Source organism: Pedobacter borealis DSM 19626 (genome assembly GCF_000708285.2).
Lineage (GTDB): Bacteria > Bacteroidota > Bacteroidia > Sphingobacteriales > Sphingobacteriaceae > Pedobacter > Pedobacter borealis.
This window is the reverse complement of record NZ_JAUG01000065.1, coordinates 1-20,398: the sequence shown is the minus strand read 5'-3', so window position 1 is coordinate 20,398 and position 20,398 is coordinate 1. Positions and strand designations below refer to the sequence as shown.

At 38.8% G+C, this 20,398-nt stretch carries 14 protein-coding genes; 7 read left to right on the top strand and 7 right to left on the bottom strand.

The annotated features are described in order from the left end of the window. Positions 1-184: 184 nt before the first annotated feature. From AW17_RS16405 to dapF, 5 genes are all read right to left on the bottom strand, one after another. Entirely contained in the window at positions 185-3,076 is a 2,892-nt protein-coding gene (locus AW17_RS16405; RefSeq protein ID WP_029278251.1) for a DEAD/DEAH box helicase, read from the bottom strand. Between the two features lie 230 nt (positions 3,077-3,306). After that, positions 3,307-4,707 (bottom strand): efflux transporter outer membrane subunit, encoded by a 1,401-nt coding sequence (locus AW17_RS16400; RefSeq protein ID WP_029278250.1) that lies wholly within the window; start codon positions 4,705-4,707, stop codon positions 3,307-3,309. A 10-nt stretch (positions 4,708-4,717) separates the two neighbouring features. Beyond that, positions 4,718-7,894 carry an efflux RND transporter permease subunit gene (locus AW17_RS16395; protein WP_029278248.1) on the bottom strand — a complete coding sequence of 1,059 codons (3,177 nt, stop codon included), beginning with the start codon at positions 7,892-7,894 and terminating at the stop codon, positions 4,718-4,720. A 48-nt stretch (positions 7,895-7,942) separates the two neighbouring features. Then, entirely contained in the window at positions 7,943-9,112 is a 1,170-nt protein-coding gene (locus AW17_RS16390) for an efflux RND transporter periplasmic adaptor subunit (RefSeq protein ID WP_029278246.1), read from the bottom strand. A gap of 648 nt (positions 9,113-9,760) precedes the next feature. Then, positions 9,761-10,543 (bottom strand): diaminopimelate epimerase, encoded by a 783-nt coding sequence (gene dapF / locus AW17_RS16385; protein ID WP_029278244.1) that lies wholly within the window; start codon positions 10,541-10,543, stop codon positions 9,761-9,763. Between the two features lie 392 nt (positions 10,544-10,935). On the opposite strand from dapF, the gene AW17_RS16380 reads away from it, so the two are divergent. Next, positions 10,936-12,486 carry a trypsin-like peptidase domain-containing protein gene (locus AW17_RS16380; protein ID WP_029278242.1) on the top strand — a complete coding sequence of 517 codons (1,551 nt, stop codon included), beginning with the start codon at positions 10,936-10,938 and terminating at the stop codon, positions 12,484-12,486. A 59-nt stretch (positions 12,487-12,545) separates the two neighbouring features. Here AW17_RS16380 and AW17_RS23760 read toward each other — a convergent pair whose 3' ends face one another. Continuing rightward, positions 12,546-12,890 carry a four-helix bundle copper-binding protein gene (locus AW17_RS23760; RefSeq protein ID WP_083488738.1) on the bottom strand — a complete coding sequence of 115 codons (345 nt, stop codon included), beginning with the start codon at positions 12,888-12,890 and terminating at the stop codon, positions 12,546-12,548. Positions 12,891-13,691: 801 nt separating this feature from the next. On the opposite strand from AW17_RS23760, the gene AW17_RS16375 reads away from it, so the two are divergent. After that, on the top strand, positions 13,692-14,195 hold the full coding sequence (locus tag AW17_RS16375; RefSeq protein WP_029278240.1) for a hypothetical protein: 504 nt from the start codon (positions 13,692-13,694) through the stop codon (positions 14,193-14,195). 282 nt (positions 14,196-14,477) lie between these two features. Beyond that, entirely contained in the window at positions 14,478-14,669 is a 192-nt protein-coding gene (locus AW17_RS16370; RefSeq protein ID WP_010599638.1) for a cold-shock protein, read from the top strand. Between the two features lie 89 nt (positions 14,670-14,758). Here AW17_RS16370 and AW17_RS16365 read toward each other — a convergent pair whose 3' ends face one another. Further along, complete coding sequence (locus AW17_RS16365; protein ID WP_029278239.1) at positions 14,759-15,880, bottom strand: TlpA family protein disulfide reductase; 1,122 nt, start codon at positions 15,878-15,880, stop codon at positions 14,759-14,761. A 229-nt stretch (positions 15,881-16,109) separates the two neighbouring features. Here AW17_RS16365 and AW17_RS16360 point away from each other — a divergent pair, with 229 nt between their 5' ends. The 4 genes from AW17_RS16360 to AW17_RS16345 all read left to right on the top strand — a co-directional run bounded on the left by AW17_RS16360 (position 16,110) and on the right by AW17_RS16345 (position 20,273). Next, positions 16,110-16,517, top strand: a complete 408-nt coding sequence (locus AW17_RS16360; RefSeq protein WP_029278238.1) for a GxxExxY protein — start codon at positions 16,110-16,112, stop codon at positions 16,515-16,517. Positions 16,518-16,739: 222 nt separating this feature from the next. Next, on the top strand, positions 16,740-17,420 hold the full coding sequence (locus AW17_RS16355) for a succinate dehydrogenase cytochrome b subunit (protein ID WP_029278236.1): 681 nt from the start codon (positions 16,740-16,742) through the stop codon (positions 17,418-17,420). Between the two features lie 17 nt (positions 17,421-17,437). After that, the gene (locus tag AW17_RS16350; RefSeq protein ID WP_029278234.1) at positions 17,438-19,417 is read left to right on the top strand and encodes a fumarate reductase/succinate dehydrogenase flavoprotein subunit; all 1,980 of its coding nucleotides are present in this window, start codon (positions 17,438-17,440) and stop codon (positions 19,415-19,417) included. Positions 19,418-19,502: 85 nt separating this feature from the next. Next, a complete protein-coding gene (locus AW17_RS16345) occupies positions 19,503-20,273 on the top strand; it encodes a succinate dehydrogenase/fumarate reductase iron-sulfur subunit (protein WP_029278232.1) in 771 nt (256 codons plus the stop codon). The last annotated feature ends 125 nt before the right edge of the window (positions 20,274-20,398 follow it).

Below are 20,398 nucleotides of genomic sequence, written 5' to 3'. Positions count from 1 at the left end.
GACTTCGCTCAGAGTGACCAACGGAGAGTACATCCGTGATTTCCGTGTTTCCGTGGCAAAAAATTAAGTAGAATAGTCTGTTAGAGGGTGCAATATTCAAATAAACTGTTCGACTTCGCTCAGAGAGTGGCAATCATATAAGAACTTCTGTGATTGCAGCGCCTCCGTGGCAAATTTTCGGCGATTAATTCAATATATCGCGTATATCTTCTTTACTCAACGATTTAAAGAAACTTTCTTCAGTTGTAATTAAAGAATTTGCGAGCGATTTTTTACGGTTCTGTAAAGCCAATATTTTCTCTTCAACGGTATCTTTTGCGATGAATTTGTAGATGAAAACCTTTTTATCCTGACCAATACGGTGCGTTCTGTCGATGGCTTGTTGTTCTACTGCCGGGTTCCACCATGGATCGAGGATAAAAACATAATCAGCTTGTGTTAAGTTTAAACCTACGCCGCCTGCTTTTATAGAGATTAAGAAGACTTTCAGTTCGGTATTCTGCTGAAATTCGGAAACAATTTCGCCACGGTTACGGGTTGCACCATCTAAATAAGCAAATGGAATATTTTCCGCTTCAAAATGTTTTTTGAAGATATCAAGATGTTTTACAAACTGAGAAAAAACCAAAACCTTATGTCCGCCTTTAAGTACGTTATCCAGTGTGTGGATCACATTTTCGAACTTTCCTGAATCTGAAACATAGGTGCCATCAATCATTACAGGGTGGTTGGCCAACTGGCGTAAGGCAGTTAACCCCTGTAAAAGCTGTACCTGTTTCTTTGCGAAAGTTCCATCGTCCATGCTCTGCAATAAATCATTACGGTAGGCAGATTTTGTTTTTTCGTAGTAAGCGGCCTGATCTTCGCTCATGTCGCAATAAATTACCTGCTCCGTTTTTGGTGGTAATTCTGCAGCCACCTGTTCTTTCGTTCTACGGAGCACAAAAGGCTTGATAATCGATTGCAGTTTACGCGCTTTTTCTTCGTCCTTTTTCTTTTCTATGGCTTGTACATATTCTTCGTAGAAGAATGCCTGTGTACCCAATAAACCAGGGTTTAAAAAGGTCAACTGCGACCATAAATCGCTTACTGAGTTTTCTACGGGTGTACCGCTCAGAATCAGTTTATGTTTAGATTTTAAGCTTCTAACGGCTTTAAACGATTTTGATGCCGGGTTTTTAATGTTCTGACTTTCATCGAGAATAATGTAGTTGAAATAAAAGTTTTTCAATTCATCTACATCTACTCTGGTTACACCGTAAGTGGTAATGATAATATCGTAATTGGCAAAATTGGCAACATCTTTATTTCGGTTGGTACCCGTATGTGCCAGTATTTTAAGCTTTGGTGTAAATTTTTTAGCTTCTGTTAACCAGTTGTAGATTAAAGAGGTAGGCATGATGATGAGCGAGGTCGTCTGCGTTTCGAGCAATTGATCATCTTCCTTCACCTTTTGCAGCATAGCCAATGTTTGGATGGTTTTACCCAAACCCATATCATCGGCCAAACAGCCACCGAAATTGTATTCGCGTAAAAAACTGAACCAGTTATAGCCGGCTTTCTGGTAATCGCGTAAACTGCCTTTAAAATGAACAGGCATTTGCGTATCAGCAATATCCTCAAAGTCTGATAATCGCTGTAACTTGCGTTCAAGCGTAACATTAGCCAGGCTATCTTCAGCCAGATCATTGATGAGACCGATATGGTGTTTCTTTAATTTTAGCGTTTTTCCGGCCTCTGCCAAACTGAACAAACTGCCGTATTGTGTAAACCATTTATCAGGGATAATAGCTACTTCACCATCAGGCAACAAAAACTCACGCTTTTTGTGTAGAATATGTTGCTTTAGTGAAAGAAAAGGAATCTGGTATTTTCCGAACCACACCACAGCGTGGATATCGAACCAATCGTTTCCTTCTTTAACTTCAAGATCTATTTTGCTGGCACCGAAAACAAATTTTTTCTGCCCTGTGGCCTGTTCAATTTCAAAACCCGATGCCTGTAAAATTTCGATATGCTCGTTTACCCAATTTATAGCCCCGTAGCTTGGATTTTCTTCGGCAGCAGCTACTTCCAGGTTGCTGAATAAAGAACTCGTTTTTTTTAGTCCTAACGATAACAGCAAATTGAACTGCTTTTTCTCCCATTCTGCCGAACGTTTGATGCGGTGGAAAATATAGTTATCGGCAGTTTTTTCTAAACGTACAGTTACTTTGTGTGCATTTTCTACTGGGAAAGTATATTCGCCATATTTAAAATATAGCTGAATTTGAGAAAGACCACCATCAACATATAAAACTTTAATTACCGGTGTTGCCTCAAATTGTTCGGTTCTGATTTCGAAACCCTCTGCATACACGTGGTGTTTCTCTATTAAAGGGGCAACAAACTTTTCAAAATAAGTAGCTTCAGTTGTTTTGGGGATGGCAATAAAGCGTTTGTTTAGAAAGGGTTGCAGTTTTTTTCCCTCAATATCCTGATCAAAAAAGTACAATACATCGTTAAGCAATAACCACGCAGGTTTGTTGCTGATAATCTGCGCTTCTTTAAACATAAATTCGATGCGCAGATTCTGATATTTGATGGTGGGAAAATAACGCGTTTCTGTTTCGTTTCTGCGGAAATGGAAAAGAATAGATGCAGGCTCATCAGCCAGTTCGATTTTGCGTTCTACCGGCCAGCCATCTTTGTCCATTACATAAAGCTCGTTTTTGACCTTCAAAAGCTCTAAAGCTTCGGCAAGTTTCTTTTCGATTTTAGGGCGAACATTTTCATGAAATTTATTGTCGAAAATTTTGGTAAAAAACTCAGTAGGCCTGATTAGTTTTTTATAATATTTTTTAATCAGCGAATCTTGCTCAATGTCATCTAAAATTTTGATCAGCTTATAATCAATATCACTTAAACAGGCATTAAATTCTTCCGCGGTATGCGTAAAAATCCGTTGGTAAGTAAACGAAAAATCTCCTTGTGGATTGAGCTGAACAACGTGAGGTTCAATTAAATAGCCCAAGTACTCATGTTTGCACAAAGAGTACACCACTTTACAGGTTTTAGAGCTATCGACACGTAACATTGATTGGTTTAAAATTTTTTCTAAGCTAAGCGCTTAAAAAACTTTAAACTTACAATATTTTGAGGTTACATCAAAAAGAAGTAGCGGTTTTTGAGATAAAAATTATCAGTTTTTTATCGGAATTTGAAAGAACAGTGAATTGTTTGATTGTATGAGTGCAAACGGATCAGCCTAAAAACAAAAAAGGCATCCTGAAAATCAGAATGCCTTAAAAATTCGTTAATTATTTTTTATTTCCAGCCACCGCCTAATGCGCGGTATAGGTTTACCACCGATTGTAGTTTTTGTAACCGATCGTTAATGCCACTTAATTGTGCTGTTAACAAACTTTGTTCTGAAGTTAAAACGTCAGTATAGTTTGTTGCCGAACTGTAGCGCAATAATTCTTTGGTAAAATCTACTGCTTTGGTTAATGAAGCAATTTGTTTTGCCCTGGTTGCTTCTTTTTCCGAAGCCGTTTGGTAAGCGTACAAAGCATTCGATACTTCCTGTCCGCCGGTTAGCAGCGTTTGTTGAAAGTTGTAAAAAGCAATCTGTTGATTTGCTTCAGCTGTTTTTAAGCGTGCTTTGTTTGCGCCTTTTGCAAAAATTGGCTGCGTTAAACCCCCTACCAAATTATAGAAGATAGATTTACTGAAGAAATCCTGTAATTGTAAGCTTGATAAACCACCTGTTGCGGTAATGGTTAACGCAGGATAAAAATAAGCTTTAGCTACGTTTGTGTTTTCGAAAGCCGATCTGAAACCAAATTCAGCAGCAATCACATCCGGACGGTTTTTTAACAATTGTGCAGAAACGCCGGTTTGTAGATTAGCATAAGGTGTCTGCTGATCTAAGGTAGTGCGGTTAATCGCATTTGGTGCTTTAGCAACCAAGACACTTAGCGCATTTTCAGCCTCTTTAATGCTTCTTTTTAAATCGGGCAAGGTTACCTGAGCCGCGTATAAATTGGCTTCACTCTGTACAACCGCTGCGCCATTAACTACGGCGCCTTGTTTTAAGGCTTTCATGGTTTCAACATCCTGCGTTCTAACCTTAATGGTCTGTTCGGTAATCGCCAATTGTTTGTCAAGGGCCAATAAAGCATAATAATTATTAGCAATGGTAGCAATTAATTGAGTTTGAACAGCGCGTTTTGCCGCATCACTTTGTAATAAAGTAGCGTAAGCACCGCGCTTTGCACTGCTTAATTTTCCCCAAATGTCAGCTTCCCAACTGGTGCTCAATTGTGCTTTATAGGTTTGGGTTTCCAGATTGATGTTAATCCCAGCTGGAAAATTCTGTGCTGCAGCAGAAGCTTTATTATCGGTTACATTTACATCGGCCTGTAAGCTGGGCAATAATGCGCCTTGGCTTTGTATAAGCGTTGCTTCGGCAATTTTAATGCGCTCGATGGCCTGTTTCAGGTCTAAATTTTCATTTATCCCCTGTTGGATCAGCGATTGTAAAGTGGTGTCTGAAAACAACGTTTTCCATTGCACATCGGCAATGGTTGTTGTATCGGTATTATTGTTATCACGGTATAAACCTTCGCTTTTAAGTTGTGGGCGCTCGTATTTTTTAGTTACACAAGCGCTTAGACTGAGGATGGCTACACCGATTAAAATGGAATGCTTATATTTAAATTTCATGGTTTTAAAATTAATGTGGACGGTTAACCGCTAACTCGTACTCTTCTTCTGTTTGTTCGCGATCAATGCCTTCCTCAAAAGGAGAATTGCTACTGATTTTTTCCTGTAAGGTTTGGAAAACAATGAACAAGGCCGGGATTACAAACACGCCGAATATAGTACCGATTAACATACCGCCTACAGCTCCGGTACCAATTGAAGTATTACCTGCTGCACCAACACCTGATGATAACATTAAAGGCAATAAGCCCAGGATAAAGGCAAAAGAGGTCATCAAGATCGGACGTAAACGGGCAGTTGCACCATCAATAGCCGAGTTAATAATACTCATTCCCTTTCGTCGCCTGTCTACCGCGTACTCTACAATCAAAATGGCATTCTTTGCCAGTAGCCCCACAAGCATGATCAAGGTAATCTGCGTATAGATGTTATTATCTACACCAAATATCTTATCAAAGATGAATACCCCGGCTAAACCAATTGGTAATGAAAACAATACCGCCAATGGTAAGATATAACTTTCGTACTGTGCCGAAAGCAGGAAATAAACGAAGACTACGCAAAGTAGAAAGATAAAAATCGTCTGACTTCCACTGCTTACCTCTTCACGCGATAAACCAGAGAACTCATATCCATAACCTGCTGGAAGATGAATTGCGGCTTCTTCCTGAATCGCTTTAATGGCATCACCAGAACTAAATCCTGCATTTGGGTTACCCGTAACTGCAATTGAGGTATACAAATTGAAACGTGAAATAGCCTGTGGTCCGTAAACTTTTTCTAAAGTGATAAACTCAGAAATAGGAGCCATTGTACCGCTCGAATTACGCACATAAATACTGGTTAAACTTTGCTGATTAGCACGGTACTTGGCATCTGCCTGGTACATTACCCTGTACTGTTTACCAAATTTATTAAAGTTTGAGGCATAAACACCACCATAATAACCCTGCAAAACACCCAACACATCGCTAACCGTTAAGCCAGCTTGTTTCACTTTTGCCACATTTACATCGATCTGATATTGTGGGAAATTCGGGTTGAACGAGGTTGATGCATATTGAATTTCAGGACGTTTACTCAATGCGGCTAAAAATGCATTACCCACTTCGTTGAATTTTTTGATATCGCCACCGGTTTTATCCTGTAACTGGAACTCGAAACCACCACCGGTACCAAAACCCTGAATGGTTGGCGGAGCAAAGAAAATTACCTTCGCACCTTTAATGCTGGATGCTTTTGCAAATAATTCACCAATAATGGCTTTAACATCACGCTTACGTTTATCCCATGGTTTAAGCCTTGCGATAACCATACCATAAGAACTACCCGATCCGCTGATCAAACTTCGGCCAACAACCCTAAATGTAGCCTCTACTTCTGGCACCTTACTCACAATATCATTAATTTTTACAATAATTTTATCGGTTTCTTCCTGCGAAGTAGAAGGTGGCAATGAAATATCAGAGAAAACCGTTCCTAAATCTTCGTTTGGCACGAAACCTTTAGGCGTTGTATTCATAATCCACACTAACACCACTGCGAAAACAGCAATTCCTAAACCTGCAAGCCATCTTTTTTTGCCTAAGAAGCCAACAGAGCGTTTATACTTTTGCGTTACGGCATCAAATGAAGTATTGAAAGCAGTATAAAAACGTTGTAAGAAATTTTTACTTTTTTCGTGATCTTCTGCATGCGGTTTTAAGAACATCGCACACAGTGCCGGACTTAATGTTAAGGCGTTGATCGCTGATAAAATAATCGCGATAGCCAGTGTTAATCCGAATTGTTTATAAAATACACCAGACGAGCCCTGGATAAAACTTACCGGAATAAATACTGCTGCCATTACCAGTGTAATCGAAATAATAGCACCACTAATATCATCCATCGCATCTTTCGTTGCCTTTTTAGGGTCTTTGTAACCCGCATCTAGCTTGGCATGCACGGCCTCAACCACTACAATGGCATCATCCACCACGATACCGATGGCCAGTACCAGTGCAAATAAGGTTAACAGGTTGATGGTAAAACCGAACAGGCTCAGGAAGAAAAAGGTACCGATAATAGCCACCGGAACACTGATTGCCGGAATTAAAGTTGAACGGAAATCCTGTAGGAAAATAAATACCACTAAGAACACCAAAATAAATGCTTCGATCAAGGTATGGATTACCTTTTCGATTGAGGCATCTAAGAAGTTATTTACGTTAACCACCGTTTCGTAATGAACACCTTTAGGGAAAGAAGTTGCTGCTTTATCTAAAGTTTTGATCGAATTTTCGATTACCTCTTTCGCATTCGAGCCCGCTGTTTGACTAATGGCAATACCTAAAGCAGGTTTACCATTAAACTTTACATAACTGGCATAACTTTGTGCACCAAGTTCTATCCTTGCCACATCTTTTAGACGAAGAATCTGTCCGTTTGCATCCGCCTTAATAATGATGTTGCTAAACTCAGTTTCCGTTTTTAAACGGCCACTATATTTTAACGTATATTGAAAAGCCTGATTTCCCTGCTCACCAAACTGACCTGGTGCAGCTTCGATGTTTTGCTCTGCCAAGGCTACACTTACATCATTCGGTACCAGACCATAAACAGCCATTACTTCTGGTTTAAGCCAGATACGCATGGTATAATCTAACGTACCAAATGCACTTGCATCTCCCACACCGCTAATCCTTTTAATTTCAGGGATGATGTTAATGTTGGCATAATTCTGTAAAAACTTCTGATCGTATGATGGATCATCACTATAAATGGCGAAAATAAGCAAGTTACTCGCCTGTCTTTTTGCTGTAATTACACCCGATCTGGTTACCTCTGCAGGTAATAAACTGGTTGCCCTGGCTACACGGTTCTGCACGTTAACCGCTGCTAAATCGGCATTTGTACCCAACTTAAAGTTAACGGTAATGGTTGCAGTACCATCATTACTGGCACTAGAAGTCATGTAAGTCATGTTTTCAACACCATTTATCTGCTCTTCCAGCGGAACAACAACACTACTCATTACCACATCGGCATTTGCCCCCTGGTACGAAGCCGACACCTGGACGGTTGGCGGTGCAATTTCGGGATATTGAGAGATGGGTAAAGTTACAAGGCCTAATACACCTAATATTACAATTATAATGGATATAACTGTTGATAAAACGGGCCTGTCTATAAATTTCTTAAACATAATTAATATGGATTACACTGCTATAGTGTGATTGCACTGACTATATTGTTATTTTTTTATTTCAGCATAAACTGAATCGGTGTTTTTTACCTCAGGTTTAATTTTAGTCCCGTCTTTTAACGATTGAAAGCCTTCTAAAATAACTTTATCTCCAGCTTTAAGTCCTTTGGTAACCACGTAGAAATTACCCTTGGCCAATTCCATCACTTCAATTTGGGTATTGATCACCTTAGCCGAATCGCCTAAAATGTAAACGAATTTCTTGCCCTGTAAATCGATAGTTGATTTTTGAGGGACTAAAATTGCATTTTCAACATGCTGAGGAATTCTAACCGATGCACTAGCACCATTTTTTAATAAGAAAACCGGATTAGGGAAGGTTGCCCTTAAACTTGCCGAACCAGTGCTGGTGTTAATCTGCCCGTTGATGGATTCAATCTTGCCATTTTGTGCATAAATTGAACCATCGGCAAGAACCAAGCTCACCGCAGGAATGTTTTTCATTTGCTGAGCAAGCGTATTGCCTTTATAGGTATTAGAAAAATCTAAAAGCTGTTTCTCGTTTAATGAGAAATAGGCGTAAACCTTAGAAGTATTAGAAACAGTAGTTAACGGCTGCGTACTGCTGCTGCTCACTAAACTTCCATTTCTGAAAGGGATACTACCAACTACGCCATCAACAGGGCTGGTAATCGAAGTATAACCTAAATTAACCTGTGCATTTACCAATTCTGCTTTTGCTTGTGCCAATGCAGCTTTCCTGCTTTGGAGCGTTAGCTGCGCTGCATCCAGATCATATTTGCTAATGATATCTTTTTCTACCAGGGGTTTGGTTTTGTTTACTGTTAGCTGGGCAGCATTTACATCAGCTTCGGCGCTGCTAATTGCTGCCCGTGCTGTTCTAACCTGTTGCTCGTACTGTGGTGCATTAATGGTGAAAAGCAATTGACCTTTCTTAACTACAGCACCCTCATCAACCAATATTTTTTCAATAAAACCATCAACTTTCGGACGGATATCGATGTTTTGAATACCTTCAATTGTTGCCGGATAATCAGAATCTAATGTTGTATTTTGTGTGTTTACTGTAAAAACAGGGTAAGCCTGTGGACCAGCTGCTGCTGCAGCGGCAGCTTTTTTTGCTGCATCGTTATTTCCGCAGGACGCTAAAAGCATACCAATGCTCACGCTAAAAAAGAGAGTTGTTACTTTTCTCATGGGTATTTCTGTGTATTTAAATTTAAATTTCCGGGATTAAGGGCGTTGTCAAAAAAATAGGACTTCGATTTTCGCCGATAAGTGCCCAAAAATAGAGCCTAAAAAAAAATAAATCTGTCCGAATTCTGTCATTTAATCAATCGATTGATTTATTTTGCGATTGAAAACCTGCCGGATTTTCTTTAAAGTGCTGTTAAAGATTGTGTTGTCGTATTTTTTGGCTTAAAAAACAGTGTGTAAATATCTTGCGACAGATGTTAAAAGCTGTTAAATCCAAAGGAAATATACGATTTTTTAGAATAAATGTTGCGTATTTTAGGCAATAAAATACATTGATAGTGTCTGTTTTACACGAGATGTTCAGATAGGATTCAAACCTCGCAGGTTTTTAAAACCTACGAGATTAAAAAAGAAGATTACTCCACTTCTCCCTCAAAAACCTGACAATAGTCCTCGTTTGTAACGAGGATTAATGAAAACCGCATTTGTAATGCGGAGTAATATTTATCTATGTTGGATTATAAATCTCCCATAAACTCTTATGAAAAGCGAGATTTAAAAGAAGGCGATGAAATCGCTAATCTCATACATCCTCGTTATAAACGAGGACGATAAATGATCTTAAAGCAAAATAAGTTTCTATTAAAACTACTCTACTTCTCCCTCAAAAACCAATTTGGCTGGGCCACATAAAAATACATTGGTAAATTCCTTGCCATCGTAATAGAATTCTATTTTAATATCACCACCCAAAACTTTAATGACGGTTTTAATATGACCGGTTTGGTCTTTGTGTTTCGCCATGGCCATAGCGACCGCGGTTACCCCAGTACCACAGGCATAAGTTTCATCTTCAACACCGCGCTCGTAGGTACGCACAAATAAATGATCGCCTTTATCTTCTACAAAGTTTACATTTATGCCCTTTTCTGCATAAGTTCCATTGTAGCGGATGTTTTTCCCTTCAGTAAAAACATCAAAGTCTTTTAAACCGCTTTGTAAAGCAACATAATGAGGCGAGCCAGTGTTCAGTACATAAGCCTCACCATCTTTGGTAATGGTATCTACATCAATCATTTGTAAATCAACCCATTCGCCATTTTCTGAAATTCTGGCATAATGTGGGCCATCTACTGCCAAAAAGTTTGTTTCGCGATCGATGATTCCGAGTTGTTTGGCGAAGGCGACAATACATCTGCCACCATTTCCGCACATGCTGCCCAACTTACCATCAGCGTTAAAATAATGCATCTCAAAATCATACTCCTCGTGCTTGGTAATAAACATTAATCCATCGGCACCAACGCCAAATCTTCTATGGCATAGTTGTTCAACTAATTGATTGTCAATATTTTTTAACGGACTCATCGTGTGGTCTATTAAAATAAAATCGTTGCCTGCGCCCTGGTATTTAAAGAAATTAATTTTCATGAAAGCTTCATTTTTTAATGCAATATTTGAGTTGCAAAAGGTAATTAGTGGTTTTTAATTTAACATTTTTTAACACAAAACTATTGCTTTGAGGATACAAATATCGTTTATATGGTATTAAATTTGAATAAACTTACGAAAGAAAATTTGAGCAGATAAAAACTGCTGGAGCATTCTACTTAAATCAAAGTGAAAATGCTCTTGCAAATAATAACATTTAACAAATGAATATTATAAGCTAACCAAACAATTAGCTAGCAAATCAGCTTATAATAAATCATGGCTTTAAAAAACAATATACAAACACATGAAACCATTAAAAGCTAGCGGTTTTTAAAGTAATACTAAGCTTTTAATAGCTTCATGACCATTAAAAAACAATATACAAACACATGAAAAAAATATTAGGAATTACCGTGTTGGCTGCTTTTATAGGTGGGGCAGCAGCAATTGGAGGTTACAAACTATTTGAGCGTAACCAAACAGGCAGTACAATTACTGAAAAACAGAACTTATACTTTGCCAGTAATCCACTTAAAGTAACATCTGCAGGAGCAACCGATTTTACGCAGGCAGCAGCAGCAGTTGCGCCAGGTGTGGTCCATATTAAAACAACTTATGCAGCATCCAAAGGTCAGGGTTCTTCTTCTCCTTTTGATATGATGGAAGACTTTTTCGGTGGAGGTGGTGGCCGCCAGATGCAGCGCCAGCCTAGAGCGGCATCGGGTTCTGGTGTAATTATCAGTCAGGACGGTTATATCGTAACCAATAACCACGTGGTAGAAAATGCAGAGAAGGTAGAGGTGGTTTTAACAGACAGACGTAAAGTTGAGGCAAAAGTAATTGGCCGCGATCCGAATACCGATTTAGCTTTAATTAAAGTAAATGCAACTGGCTTACCTGTTGTAAAAATGGGTAATTCAGATAATGTGCAGGTTGGAGAATGGGTTTTAGCGGTTGGTTTCCCGCTAGATTTAAATACTACGGTAACAGCTGGTATTGTAAGTGCGAAAAACCGTAGTATTGGTATTATTGGTCGCGAGCAACAAGGCAACGAAATTACTGAAGAGGAGTATCGCGAATACCAACGTACCGGTAAAAGACCAGATCGTCCGGCAAATACCAGTATTGAATCGTTTATTCAAACCGATGCAGCCATCAACCCAGGCAACAGCGGTGGTGCGCTTGTAAACGCAAATGGCGAATTGGTAGGTATTAACTCAGCAATCGCATCGCAAAGTGGATATAACCAAGGTTATGGATTTGCTATTCCAGTTAATCTTGCCCGTAAAATTGTAGATGATTTTATGAAATACGGCTCGGTTAAACGTGGTTATATTGGTGTTAACTTTGTGCCATTAAGCGGAGAAGATAAACCTGAAGGCATTAAAACCAACGAAATAAGTGGTTTATATGTGAATGATGTGGTTGCTGGTGGCGGTGCCGCAGCTGCAGGCATTAAATCAGGTGATGTTATCAAAAAAGTTGATGGCGTAGTGATCAACGATTCTCCTGATCTTCAGGAAAGAGTTGGTCGTTTAAATCCAGGCGATAAGGTTAAGTTAACCGTGTTGAGAGATGGTGCACTTAAAGATTACACCGTAACTTTAAAAGGAGAAGCCAGCGTAGGCCTTACAGCTAAAAATGCAACAAGCAAAGGCGCTGAGGTTTCGAAATTAGGTGCAACTTTTGCTCCTGCTACTCAAGCACAGAAAACGAAATATGGCATAAATAGCGGTGTTGTAGTAACGTCTGTAACTACAGGAAAAGCATTTGATAATATTGGTGTAGAAAAGGGTTTAATCATTACTAAAGTGAATGGGCAGCCTGTAAATTCTGTAGCCGATGTTCAAAAAGCATTGCCTTTAGGCAGAAACAACATGGTGAGTATTTCTGGTGTTGGCGAGCAAGGTTCTTATAACTATAGCTTCCCAGCGCAGTAATTGATCTGATAAAAAATAGTTTTTAAAAGCGTCCCGATTTAAAATCGGGACGCTTTTTTTTAATCCTGATGGATCGGTTCGTGATTGGCATGACAGGCATCTGCACATTCCTCGCAGGCAACAGCGCATTGTCTGCAATGTTCATGATCGTGTTTGCTACATTCGGTTGCACAAAGCCTGCATATTTCTTCACAGAGCAATAAATATTGATGCCCGATAATTGAATCTCTTTGCAATAACCGGGCTGCCTGGATGCAAATATCTGCGCAATCCCGATCTAGTTTAATGCAGTCAATCATCATGTTGATGTCTTCTTCTTTTAAGCATGACGATGCACAATGCTCGCAAGCTAGCGCGCAATCTAGTAAAGCCTGGATTAAACCATGGTTGTTTCTCGTTTCCATATCGTAAAAGTTTTGGTTATACCTATTTTGTATATTAATAACCTGTTGGAAATTAAACTGTTTTAAAAAAAATGAAATGGGCGACTGGGTGCTTTGTGCGCAGCTAATTCAATAGTGTATGCCCTATAATCTATTAGGTTGTATTTTTAGCCACAGAGGAGGCACAGGTCATTAAGTTAAGCGCTGTGGTTGTCAGTTTGAGCGTAGTCGAAGATCATTATCTTCGCATTTAAAAACCCAATTTATATTTTCATGTTTGAAGCGCAATGCTTGTACATAGCAATAAATGCGTTCCCGTTTTACGCTTATACGCTTTGCTGCCTCGTACCTCGTTGCTGCAGGGTATCGCTTCAACCGGGGCTAGCTGGCCACAACAGCATTTCATTTTTGGGGTTGCAGGATGTACAAACCATTGTTCTTAAACCCGACAATAGCGGCAGCTCCCGATTTAAGTACTGTTTTCTTCTTTTTATGGTGTGCTTGCTTGTTCACAGGTTTCATCGGGACTAAAGCGAATGGCGGGACTGCAAACCGCCAAGAACTACTACCGCTACATTTTCTAATAAAAAGACTATCCTTCAACTACGCTCGAGTTGCCCCTTTCAGGAAATTTCGAAATGTTAAAATATCTTAAATAACGGGCTGTTCAGCCAAATCCCTATACTCAAATCAATATTCATCCGTTTTTCATAATCAAGATTTAGTTTCGCTATTTACCGATTGATAATCAGCGTTTACCGATACGCTATAAATTAATTTTTTTATTGTTCCATATTTGAATCAGCAACAAAACCGAATATTATGGCTTTAGCTAGCATTAACCTCAGCGTAAAACAATATTTCAATTTCATGTGCAGAACAGATTTTGAAAGAAGGATATTTCACGATACATACAAAGAATTTCAAAAAAGATCAAAAATATACAGCTTAGATGAGCACGCACATACCTTTTCTCAGATGCAGCAAGTCAGCGAAAAGGCAAATGCATTACACCAAAAACTTCAGTACGCCGTAATGAACAGCATTGCGGCCTTAGCACATAAAATGCCTGTTTTAAGCGATTTAGAAGATCACCCGATCCTTTTCGATTGGGCTGAATTACATATTTATGCTTCAGATCTGTTAAATAAAGCAGCGCATGTGGTATCGATCACCTATACCAGCCCGAAATTAATTTTACACGAAATCATTGGTGATCTGTTAATCTTAAGTTATAATGGTAAAGAAAACGAAACATTAGTGGTGAAAATTACCGAAAATCTGAAGGTAAATTATGAGCAGCACGAAAACCTGATTTATAGCTAAATTTAAATCCTGATTGCCAGTATTGATTACGACGGCAATTATACGTTAGCTTAGTATTTGCTTTTTTTAGGTAGAAAAGCGGAGGCAAAGGGCCTGTTTTGAACGTGCTTTATTGATAAAAACCGAGCGATATATCAAGGAATGATAGACTAAATCGGGTCGCTAAATCGGGCTTAAAGGGCAAATTATCAATATATTTAGCATTATTTATATAATAAAAAAATAAAAAATTGATTTATAGGGATTTAACTCTATCTTTGAAACAAATTAAAATACAATACAATGCAACAAGGAACAGTAAAATTTTTTAATGAAACTAAAGGTTTCGGATTTATCACTCCATCTAATGGCGATGCCGAAATTTTTGTTCATGCTTCAGGCTTAATCGATAACATTCGCGAGAATGATACCGTAAACTACGATGTAGAAGAAGGTAGAAAAGGCCTAAACGCGGTAAATGTTAAAGTAGCTTAAGAAAACTCAAACACATAAATCGTAAAAAGTCCCGATGCAAATCGGGACTTTTTTTGTGGAATCAACTTTTGAATTGTCGATCCTCACATTTATCTGCCTGCCAAATTTTTGCTGATTTCACTGTCAACAAAATCTAAAGAAAGATCATTGTTGGTTAATATAGTGCCGTTTTTATCTACTAAAAAGAAGTAAGTAACATTATAATTGCTCAGGTTCTTTGCATTGGGCGATTCGGAACCTTTAAAATCGGCATATTGTGGCCAGATTAACTTGTCTTGTTTTATTGTTTTAAGCCACGAATCGCGCTTCTTATCAAATGATACGCTTATAAATTCAACATCCTTATTCTTGTATTTTTCGTAGAGTGAAGTCAGTGTTTGGTTGTCTCTGCGGCTCTTACCGCTATATGATGCCCAAAAGGTTACCAGATTTATCTTTTTTAATACTTTTAAATCGAATTTATTTCCTTCGATATTTTCTCCTTCAATATTTGGCATTTTACTTCCTGCCATCATTTGGTTGGCCTGTGTAATTTCAGCTAAAAGACTTTCGCCCTTTTTACTTTCCTGAACTTCTTTATCTAAGCCATTAAAGATTGATAGGTAGTGCTTCGCTTCTGATTCTACTGTTCCTAAACGTTCTAATAAAAAAAGTGTGTGCGCTGAGCTGGGATACTTTTTGGCAAAAGCCCTGATAATTTCCAGTTTAAGCTGAAGCTGTTTCGCTCTCCAACGATCTGCTTTTTGAGCTTTCTCCATAATGTTGTTCGGATTAGCTTGATCCAGCTCTTGTTCTGCAATATTCAAACTATCGAGGATGTCTTTACTCATGTTGCCTGTTAATTTGTAGAAATCGATAAATTCTTCACCCTCTATATCCGGAACGCTCTTTAGTGGATAAATGCTAGGGTTTTTTCCATCAAGAACGCCTTTGAAGCTGCCTTTATCAAGATAGAAGTAATATTCTCCCGTGCGACTGCGATCCTCAGTTCTTAAAGTGGCATAGCCTTTTATTGGGATGTTGATTTTAAAAGTCTGATTGCTATTGGTAATGTTTTCAACTTTCAGTGTCTCGCCCTTTTCTGCACTTTGAATGGTAATTACGGCATTTGGGCCAAAGTTTTTGGTTTCGAGATTAAAGGTAGCAGGAGCTGGATCACAGGAAGAGAAGAGGCCCGCTAATAAAGTAAGTAAATAGAGCTGTTTTTTCATGTTAATAATTTGATATTGCAATATAACGAAAAATTTAGTTGTTGTTGAGGGAATTTAGAATTTCGTCATTAATAACATTTTACCATTAAGAAATTAAGGTAGTTGAGAAGAAAAATGTTATTTTAGTTGTGGAGTAAGTTCTTAATAATCAACTTATTTTAATCATCCCCTAATTCTGCATGCTTAAAAAGCAATGTAGAATACATGTTTCATTTTAATTACTTAGGGAATGACTAAAAAAGAGGTTACACAATTATCTTACGAGATCACAGGCTTTGCAATTAAAGTTCATAATGCACTTGGCCCAGGCCTATTAGAAAGTATATATGAGCGCTGCTTAAAATATGAGTTGGAGAAAAACGGTTATGCTGTTTCGCAACAGTTAACAATATCGGTTGTATATGATGATTTGCCAATAGATTTAGATTTACGCACTGATTTATTTGTTAATGATTGTGTTGTTGTTGAAATAAAAGCAATCTCTAATCTCTTGCCCGTTCATCAGGCACAATTACTGACCTATATGAAACTTCTAAGTGCTCCCCAAGGATTGCTGATCAATTTTTTCACGGATAATATTACCAAAAGTATTGTTCCTATGGTTAATGAATACTTCAAAATTTTACCTGATAGATAAGATACTAAATACCATTGTCCTCCTAGGACTTAATGATCTTCATTTCTTAATGGTAAAAAAGCTTATGAAACCACAAATATTCCCATATTCTTTCAATTATTTCCGAATATGCTTTAGAATGTTTCTAAATAAATGTTTTATCGTTGTTTTGTCATATTCGTTTATAAATTAAACTCATAATTAGATACTTTTGCAAGAAATTTAGATATAAATCCTAATCAAATGAGTGGTTTCGGAAATGCATTTTCTTCTTCTATTGGGAAGAAATTCATCATGGGTATTACAGGTTTGTTCCTGATACTTTTTTTAATTGTACACTGCGGTATTAATGCTTTAATTTTTATTAGCGACGGTGGTTTAACATTTAACGTAGGCGCACATTTTATGGCCACTAACTGGATTATCCGGGCTGGCGAGATTGTGTTGTTTATCGGTTTGCTTGCGCACATTTTTCAGGCGTTGCGTTTAACGTTGCAAAATCAAAAAGCACGCCCGGTTAAATATGCCGTGAACGATGGTAAGGCAAACAGTAAATGGTACAGCCGTTCTATGGGCTTGCTAGGTACGCTTTTGCTGATCTTCCTGGTAGTTCACCTGAAAGATTTTTGGGTAGTTTCCCGTTTTACAGGAATCCCAACGGTTGATGCCAACGGACATGAAGATCTTTATGCGGTAATGAAAGAGAAATTTCAGGATCCGGTAAGGGTTGTCGTATATATTCTTGCTATGTTTTCTTTATGCTACCACTTATTGCATGGTTTTGCTTCCGCATTCCAAACATTAGGATGGAACCACTCAAAATATAACGGTATAATTAAAGGAGCTGGCGTTTGGTATTCGGTTATAATTTCGATCCTTTTCGCAGCCATGCCGATTGCAGTTTATTTCGGTCTTATTCAATAATTTTTAGCACAAAAGATATGTCAGATATTAATTCAAATATTCCAGAAGGCGAATTAACCAGCAAATGGACAAAATATAAGTCTTCTGTGCCTTTGGTTAACCCATCGAACAAAAGAACTATTGAAGTAATCATTGTAGGTTCGGGTTTAGCAGGTGCTTCGGCAGCCGCTACTTTGGCCGAGATGGGTTACAAAGTAAAATGTTTCTGCTTCCAGGATTCACCACGTAGAGCACACTCAATCGCTGCTCAGGGTGGTATCAATGCAGCAAAAAACTATCAGAATGATGGTGATAGCGTTTATCGCCTTTTCTACGATACAATTAAAGGTGGCGATTATCGTGCCCGCGAAGCCAATGTGCATCGTTTGGCTGAAGTAAGTGCCAACATTATAGATCAGTGTGTAGCACAGGGTGTGCCTTTGGCGCGCGAGTATGGTGGCTTGTTAGATAACCGTTCATTCGGTGGTACACAGGTACAACGTACTTTTTATGCAGCTGGTCAAACTGGTCAACAGTTATTATTAGGTGCATATTCTGCTTTAGAACGCCAGATTGGTATGGGTAAAGTAGAAATGTATACCCGCCATGAAATGCTTGAGGTTGTTAAAATCGATGGTAAAGCACGAGGTATTATTGCCCGTAACTTAATTACAGGAGAAATCGAGCGTCACTTCGGTCATGCAGTGGTATTAGGAACAGGTGGTTACGGTAACGTATTCTATCTTTCTACCAACGCGATGGGAAGTAATGTTACTGCAGCATGGAAAGCACACAAACAAGGAGCTTATTTTGCAAACCCATGCTACACGCAGATCCACCCAACTTGTATCCCGGTTTCTGGCGATCACCAATCTAAATTGACCCTAATGTCTGAGTCGTTGCGTAACGATGGACGTATCTGGGTTCCTAAAAAGAAAGATGATAACCGTAAAGCTTCAGAAATTCCTGAAGATGAAAGAGATTATTATTTAGAGCGCCGTTACCCTGCTTTCGGTAACTTAGTTCCCCGTGATGTGGCCTCCCGTGCTGCGAAAGAGCGTTGTGATGCTGGTTATGGAGTGGGTGCTTCTAAATTAGCAGTATACTTAGATTTTAAAGCCAATACAGAACGTTACGGTAAAATCGAAGCTTCAAAATCAGGTAACCACAATCCTGATAAAGAAACTTGTATGCGTTTGGGTACTGCAGTAATTAAGGAAAAATACGGTAACCTATTCGATATGTACGCGCAGATTACCGGTGAAAATCCTTACGAAACACCAATGCGTATTTATCCTGCGGTTCACTATACCATGGGTGGTTTATGGGTTGATTATAACTTAATGACATCCGTACCTGGTTTATATTGTACTGGCGAGGCTAACTTCTCAGATCATGGTGCCAACCGTTTAGGTGCATCAGCTTTGATGCAAGGTTTAGCTGATGGTTATTTCGTTCTTCCTTACACCATTGGTGCTTACTTATCAAAAGAGATTTCGGTAAAAGCAATTCCTACTGATCACCCTGCCTTTGTAGAGGCTGAAGAAAGAGCCGTTGGTATTTTAAATACACTGATCAATATTAAAGGAACTAAGTCGGTAGATCATTTCCACAAACGTTTAGGCCACATCATGTGGGAGAAATGTGGTATGGCCCGTAACGAAAAAGGTTTAAATGAAGCAATTCGGGAAATCAGAGCTTTACGTGCTGAATTCTGGAGCGATGTTCGTGTACCTGGAACAGCTGATGAGTTAAACACCGAATTGGAAAAAGCTGGCCGCGTTGCTGATTTTATCGAGCTAGGCGAGTTGATGTGTATTGATGCGTTAAACCGTAACGAAAGTTGTGGCGGTCACTTCCGTGAAGAGTATCAGACAGAAGAAGGTGAAGCACTACGTGATGATGAGAATTATGCTTACGTAGCCGCTTGGGAATTTAAAGAAGGTGTAAACTTCGAACTTCACAAAGAAGAGCTGAAGTTTGAAAATATTAAAGTAGCACAAAGAAGTTATAAATAGTAGCAAGACGTAGGTATCAAGTATCAAGACTTGAATTAAATCTTGATACTTGGTTCTCGTTACTTGATACTTAAATCTCAATATCATGAGTACAGGAAATATGAACTTAACGCTAAAAGTTTGGCGTCAAAAAAATAACAATGCCAAAGGTGCTTTGGTAGATTATAAATTGGCCGATATTTCACCGGATATGTCTTTCTTAGAGATGTTCGATGTATTAAACGAACAATTAATTAATAAAGGCGAAGAGCCAGTGGTATTCGATCACGATTGCCGCGAGGGGATCTGCGGAATGTGCTCGATGTTTATCAACGGCCGTCCGCACGGACCAAAAGACTTGGTTACTACCTGTCAGTTGCACATGCGTTCTTTCAAAGATGGCGATACCATTGTTGTTGAGCCTTGGAGAGCAGCAGCTTTTCCGGTAGTAAAAGATTTAACCGTAGATCGTTCTGCTTTCGATAGAGTTATTGCTGCTGGTGGCTTTATTTCTGTAAATACTGGTAATGCGCAAGATGCGAACAACCTGCCAATTCCTAAAATGCAGGCAGATGCTGCTTTCGAAGCCGCAGCTTGTATTGGTTGCGGTGCTTGTGTGGCAACCTGTAAAAATGCTTCAGCAATGTTATTCGTATCAGCTAAAATCTCTCAGTTGGCATTGTTGCCACAAGGTCAGCCAGAGCGTTATCGCAGGGTGCAGAGCATGGTTGCGCAAATGGATGCTGAAGGTTTTGGCAACTGTACCAATACCGGTGCTTGCGAAGCCGAGTGCCCTAAAGGAATCTCTTTAGAAAACATCGCTCGTATGAACCGCGATTTTGCATCTGCAAAATTTATTTCAGAAGAAACCGTTTAAAAGTTTAAAAGATATACTGTGCACCCAGCTTAACCGCTGGGTTCTTGAGCCTCCACAACGTGGGGGCTTTTTAGTTTTAAAGAAACCTAGAAACCTGAGTTCGATAATTATTAGCTGAAAATCAT

Excerpts from the sequence above, each read along its gene's own strand:
- AW17_RS16405 (WP_029278251.1), bottom strand. The coding sequence starts at position 3,076 with ATGTTACGTGTCGATAGCTCTAAAACCTGTAAAGTGGTGTACTCTTTG.
- AW17_RS16400 (WP_029278250.1), bottom strand. The coding sequence starts at position 4,707 with ATGAAATTTAAATATAAGCATTCCATTTTAATCGGTGTAGCCATCCTC.
- AW17_RS16395 (WP_029278248.1), bottom strand. The coding sequence starts at position 7,894 with ATGTTTAAGAAATTTATAGACAGGCCCGTTTTATCAACAGTTATATCC.
- AW17_RS16390 (WP_029278246.1), bottom strand. The coding sequence starts at position 9,112 with ATGAGAAAAGTAACAACTCTCTTTTTTAGCGTGAGCATTGGTATGCTT.
- dapF (WP_029278244.1), bottom strand. The coding sequence starts at position 10,543 with ATGAAAATTAATTTCTTTAAATACCAGGGCGCAGGCAACGATTTTATT.
- AW17_RS16380 (WP_029278242.1), top strand. The coding sequence starts at position 10,936 with ATGAAAAAAATATTAGGAATTACCGTGTTGGCTGCTTTTATAGGTGGG.
- AW17_RS23760 (WP_083488738.1), bottom strand. The coding sequence starts at position 12,890 with ATGGAAACGAGAAACAACCATGGTTTAATCCAGGCTTTACTAGATTGC.
- AW17_RS16375 (WP_029278240.1), top strand. The coding sequence starts at position 13,692 with ATGGCTTTAGCTAGCATTAACCTCAGCGTAAAACAATATTTCAATTTC.
- AW17_RS16370 (WP_010599638.1), top strand. The coding sequence starts at position 14,478 with ATGCAACAAGGAACAGTAAAATTTTTTAATGAAACTAAAGGTTTCGGA.
- AW17_RS16365 (WP_029278239.1), bottom strand. The coding sequence starts at position 15,880 with ATGAAAAAACAGCTCTATTTACTTACTTTATTAGCGGGCCTCTTCTCT.
- AW17_RS16360 (WP_029278238.1), top strand. The coding sequence starts at position 16,110 with ATGACTAAAAAAGAGGTTACACAATTATCTTACGAGATCACAGGCTTT.
- AW17_RS16355 (WP_029278236.1), top strand. The coding sequence starts at position 16,740 with ATGAGTGGTTTCGGAAATGCATTTTCTTCTTCTATTGGGAAGAAATTC.
- AW17_RS16350 (WP_029278234.1), top strand. The coding sequence starts at position 17,438 with ATGTCAGATATTAATTCAAATATTCCAGAAGGCGAATTAACCAGCAAA.
- AW17_RS16345 (WP_029278232.1), top strand. The coding sequence starts at position 19,503 with ATGAGTACAGGAAATATGAACTTAACGCTAAAAGTTTGGCGTCAAAAA.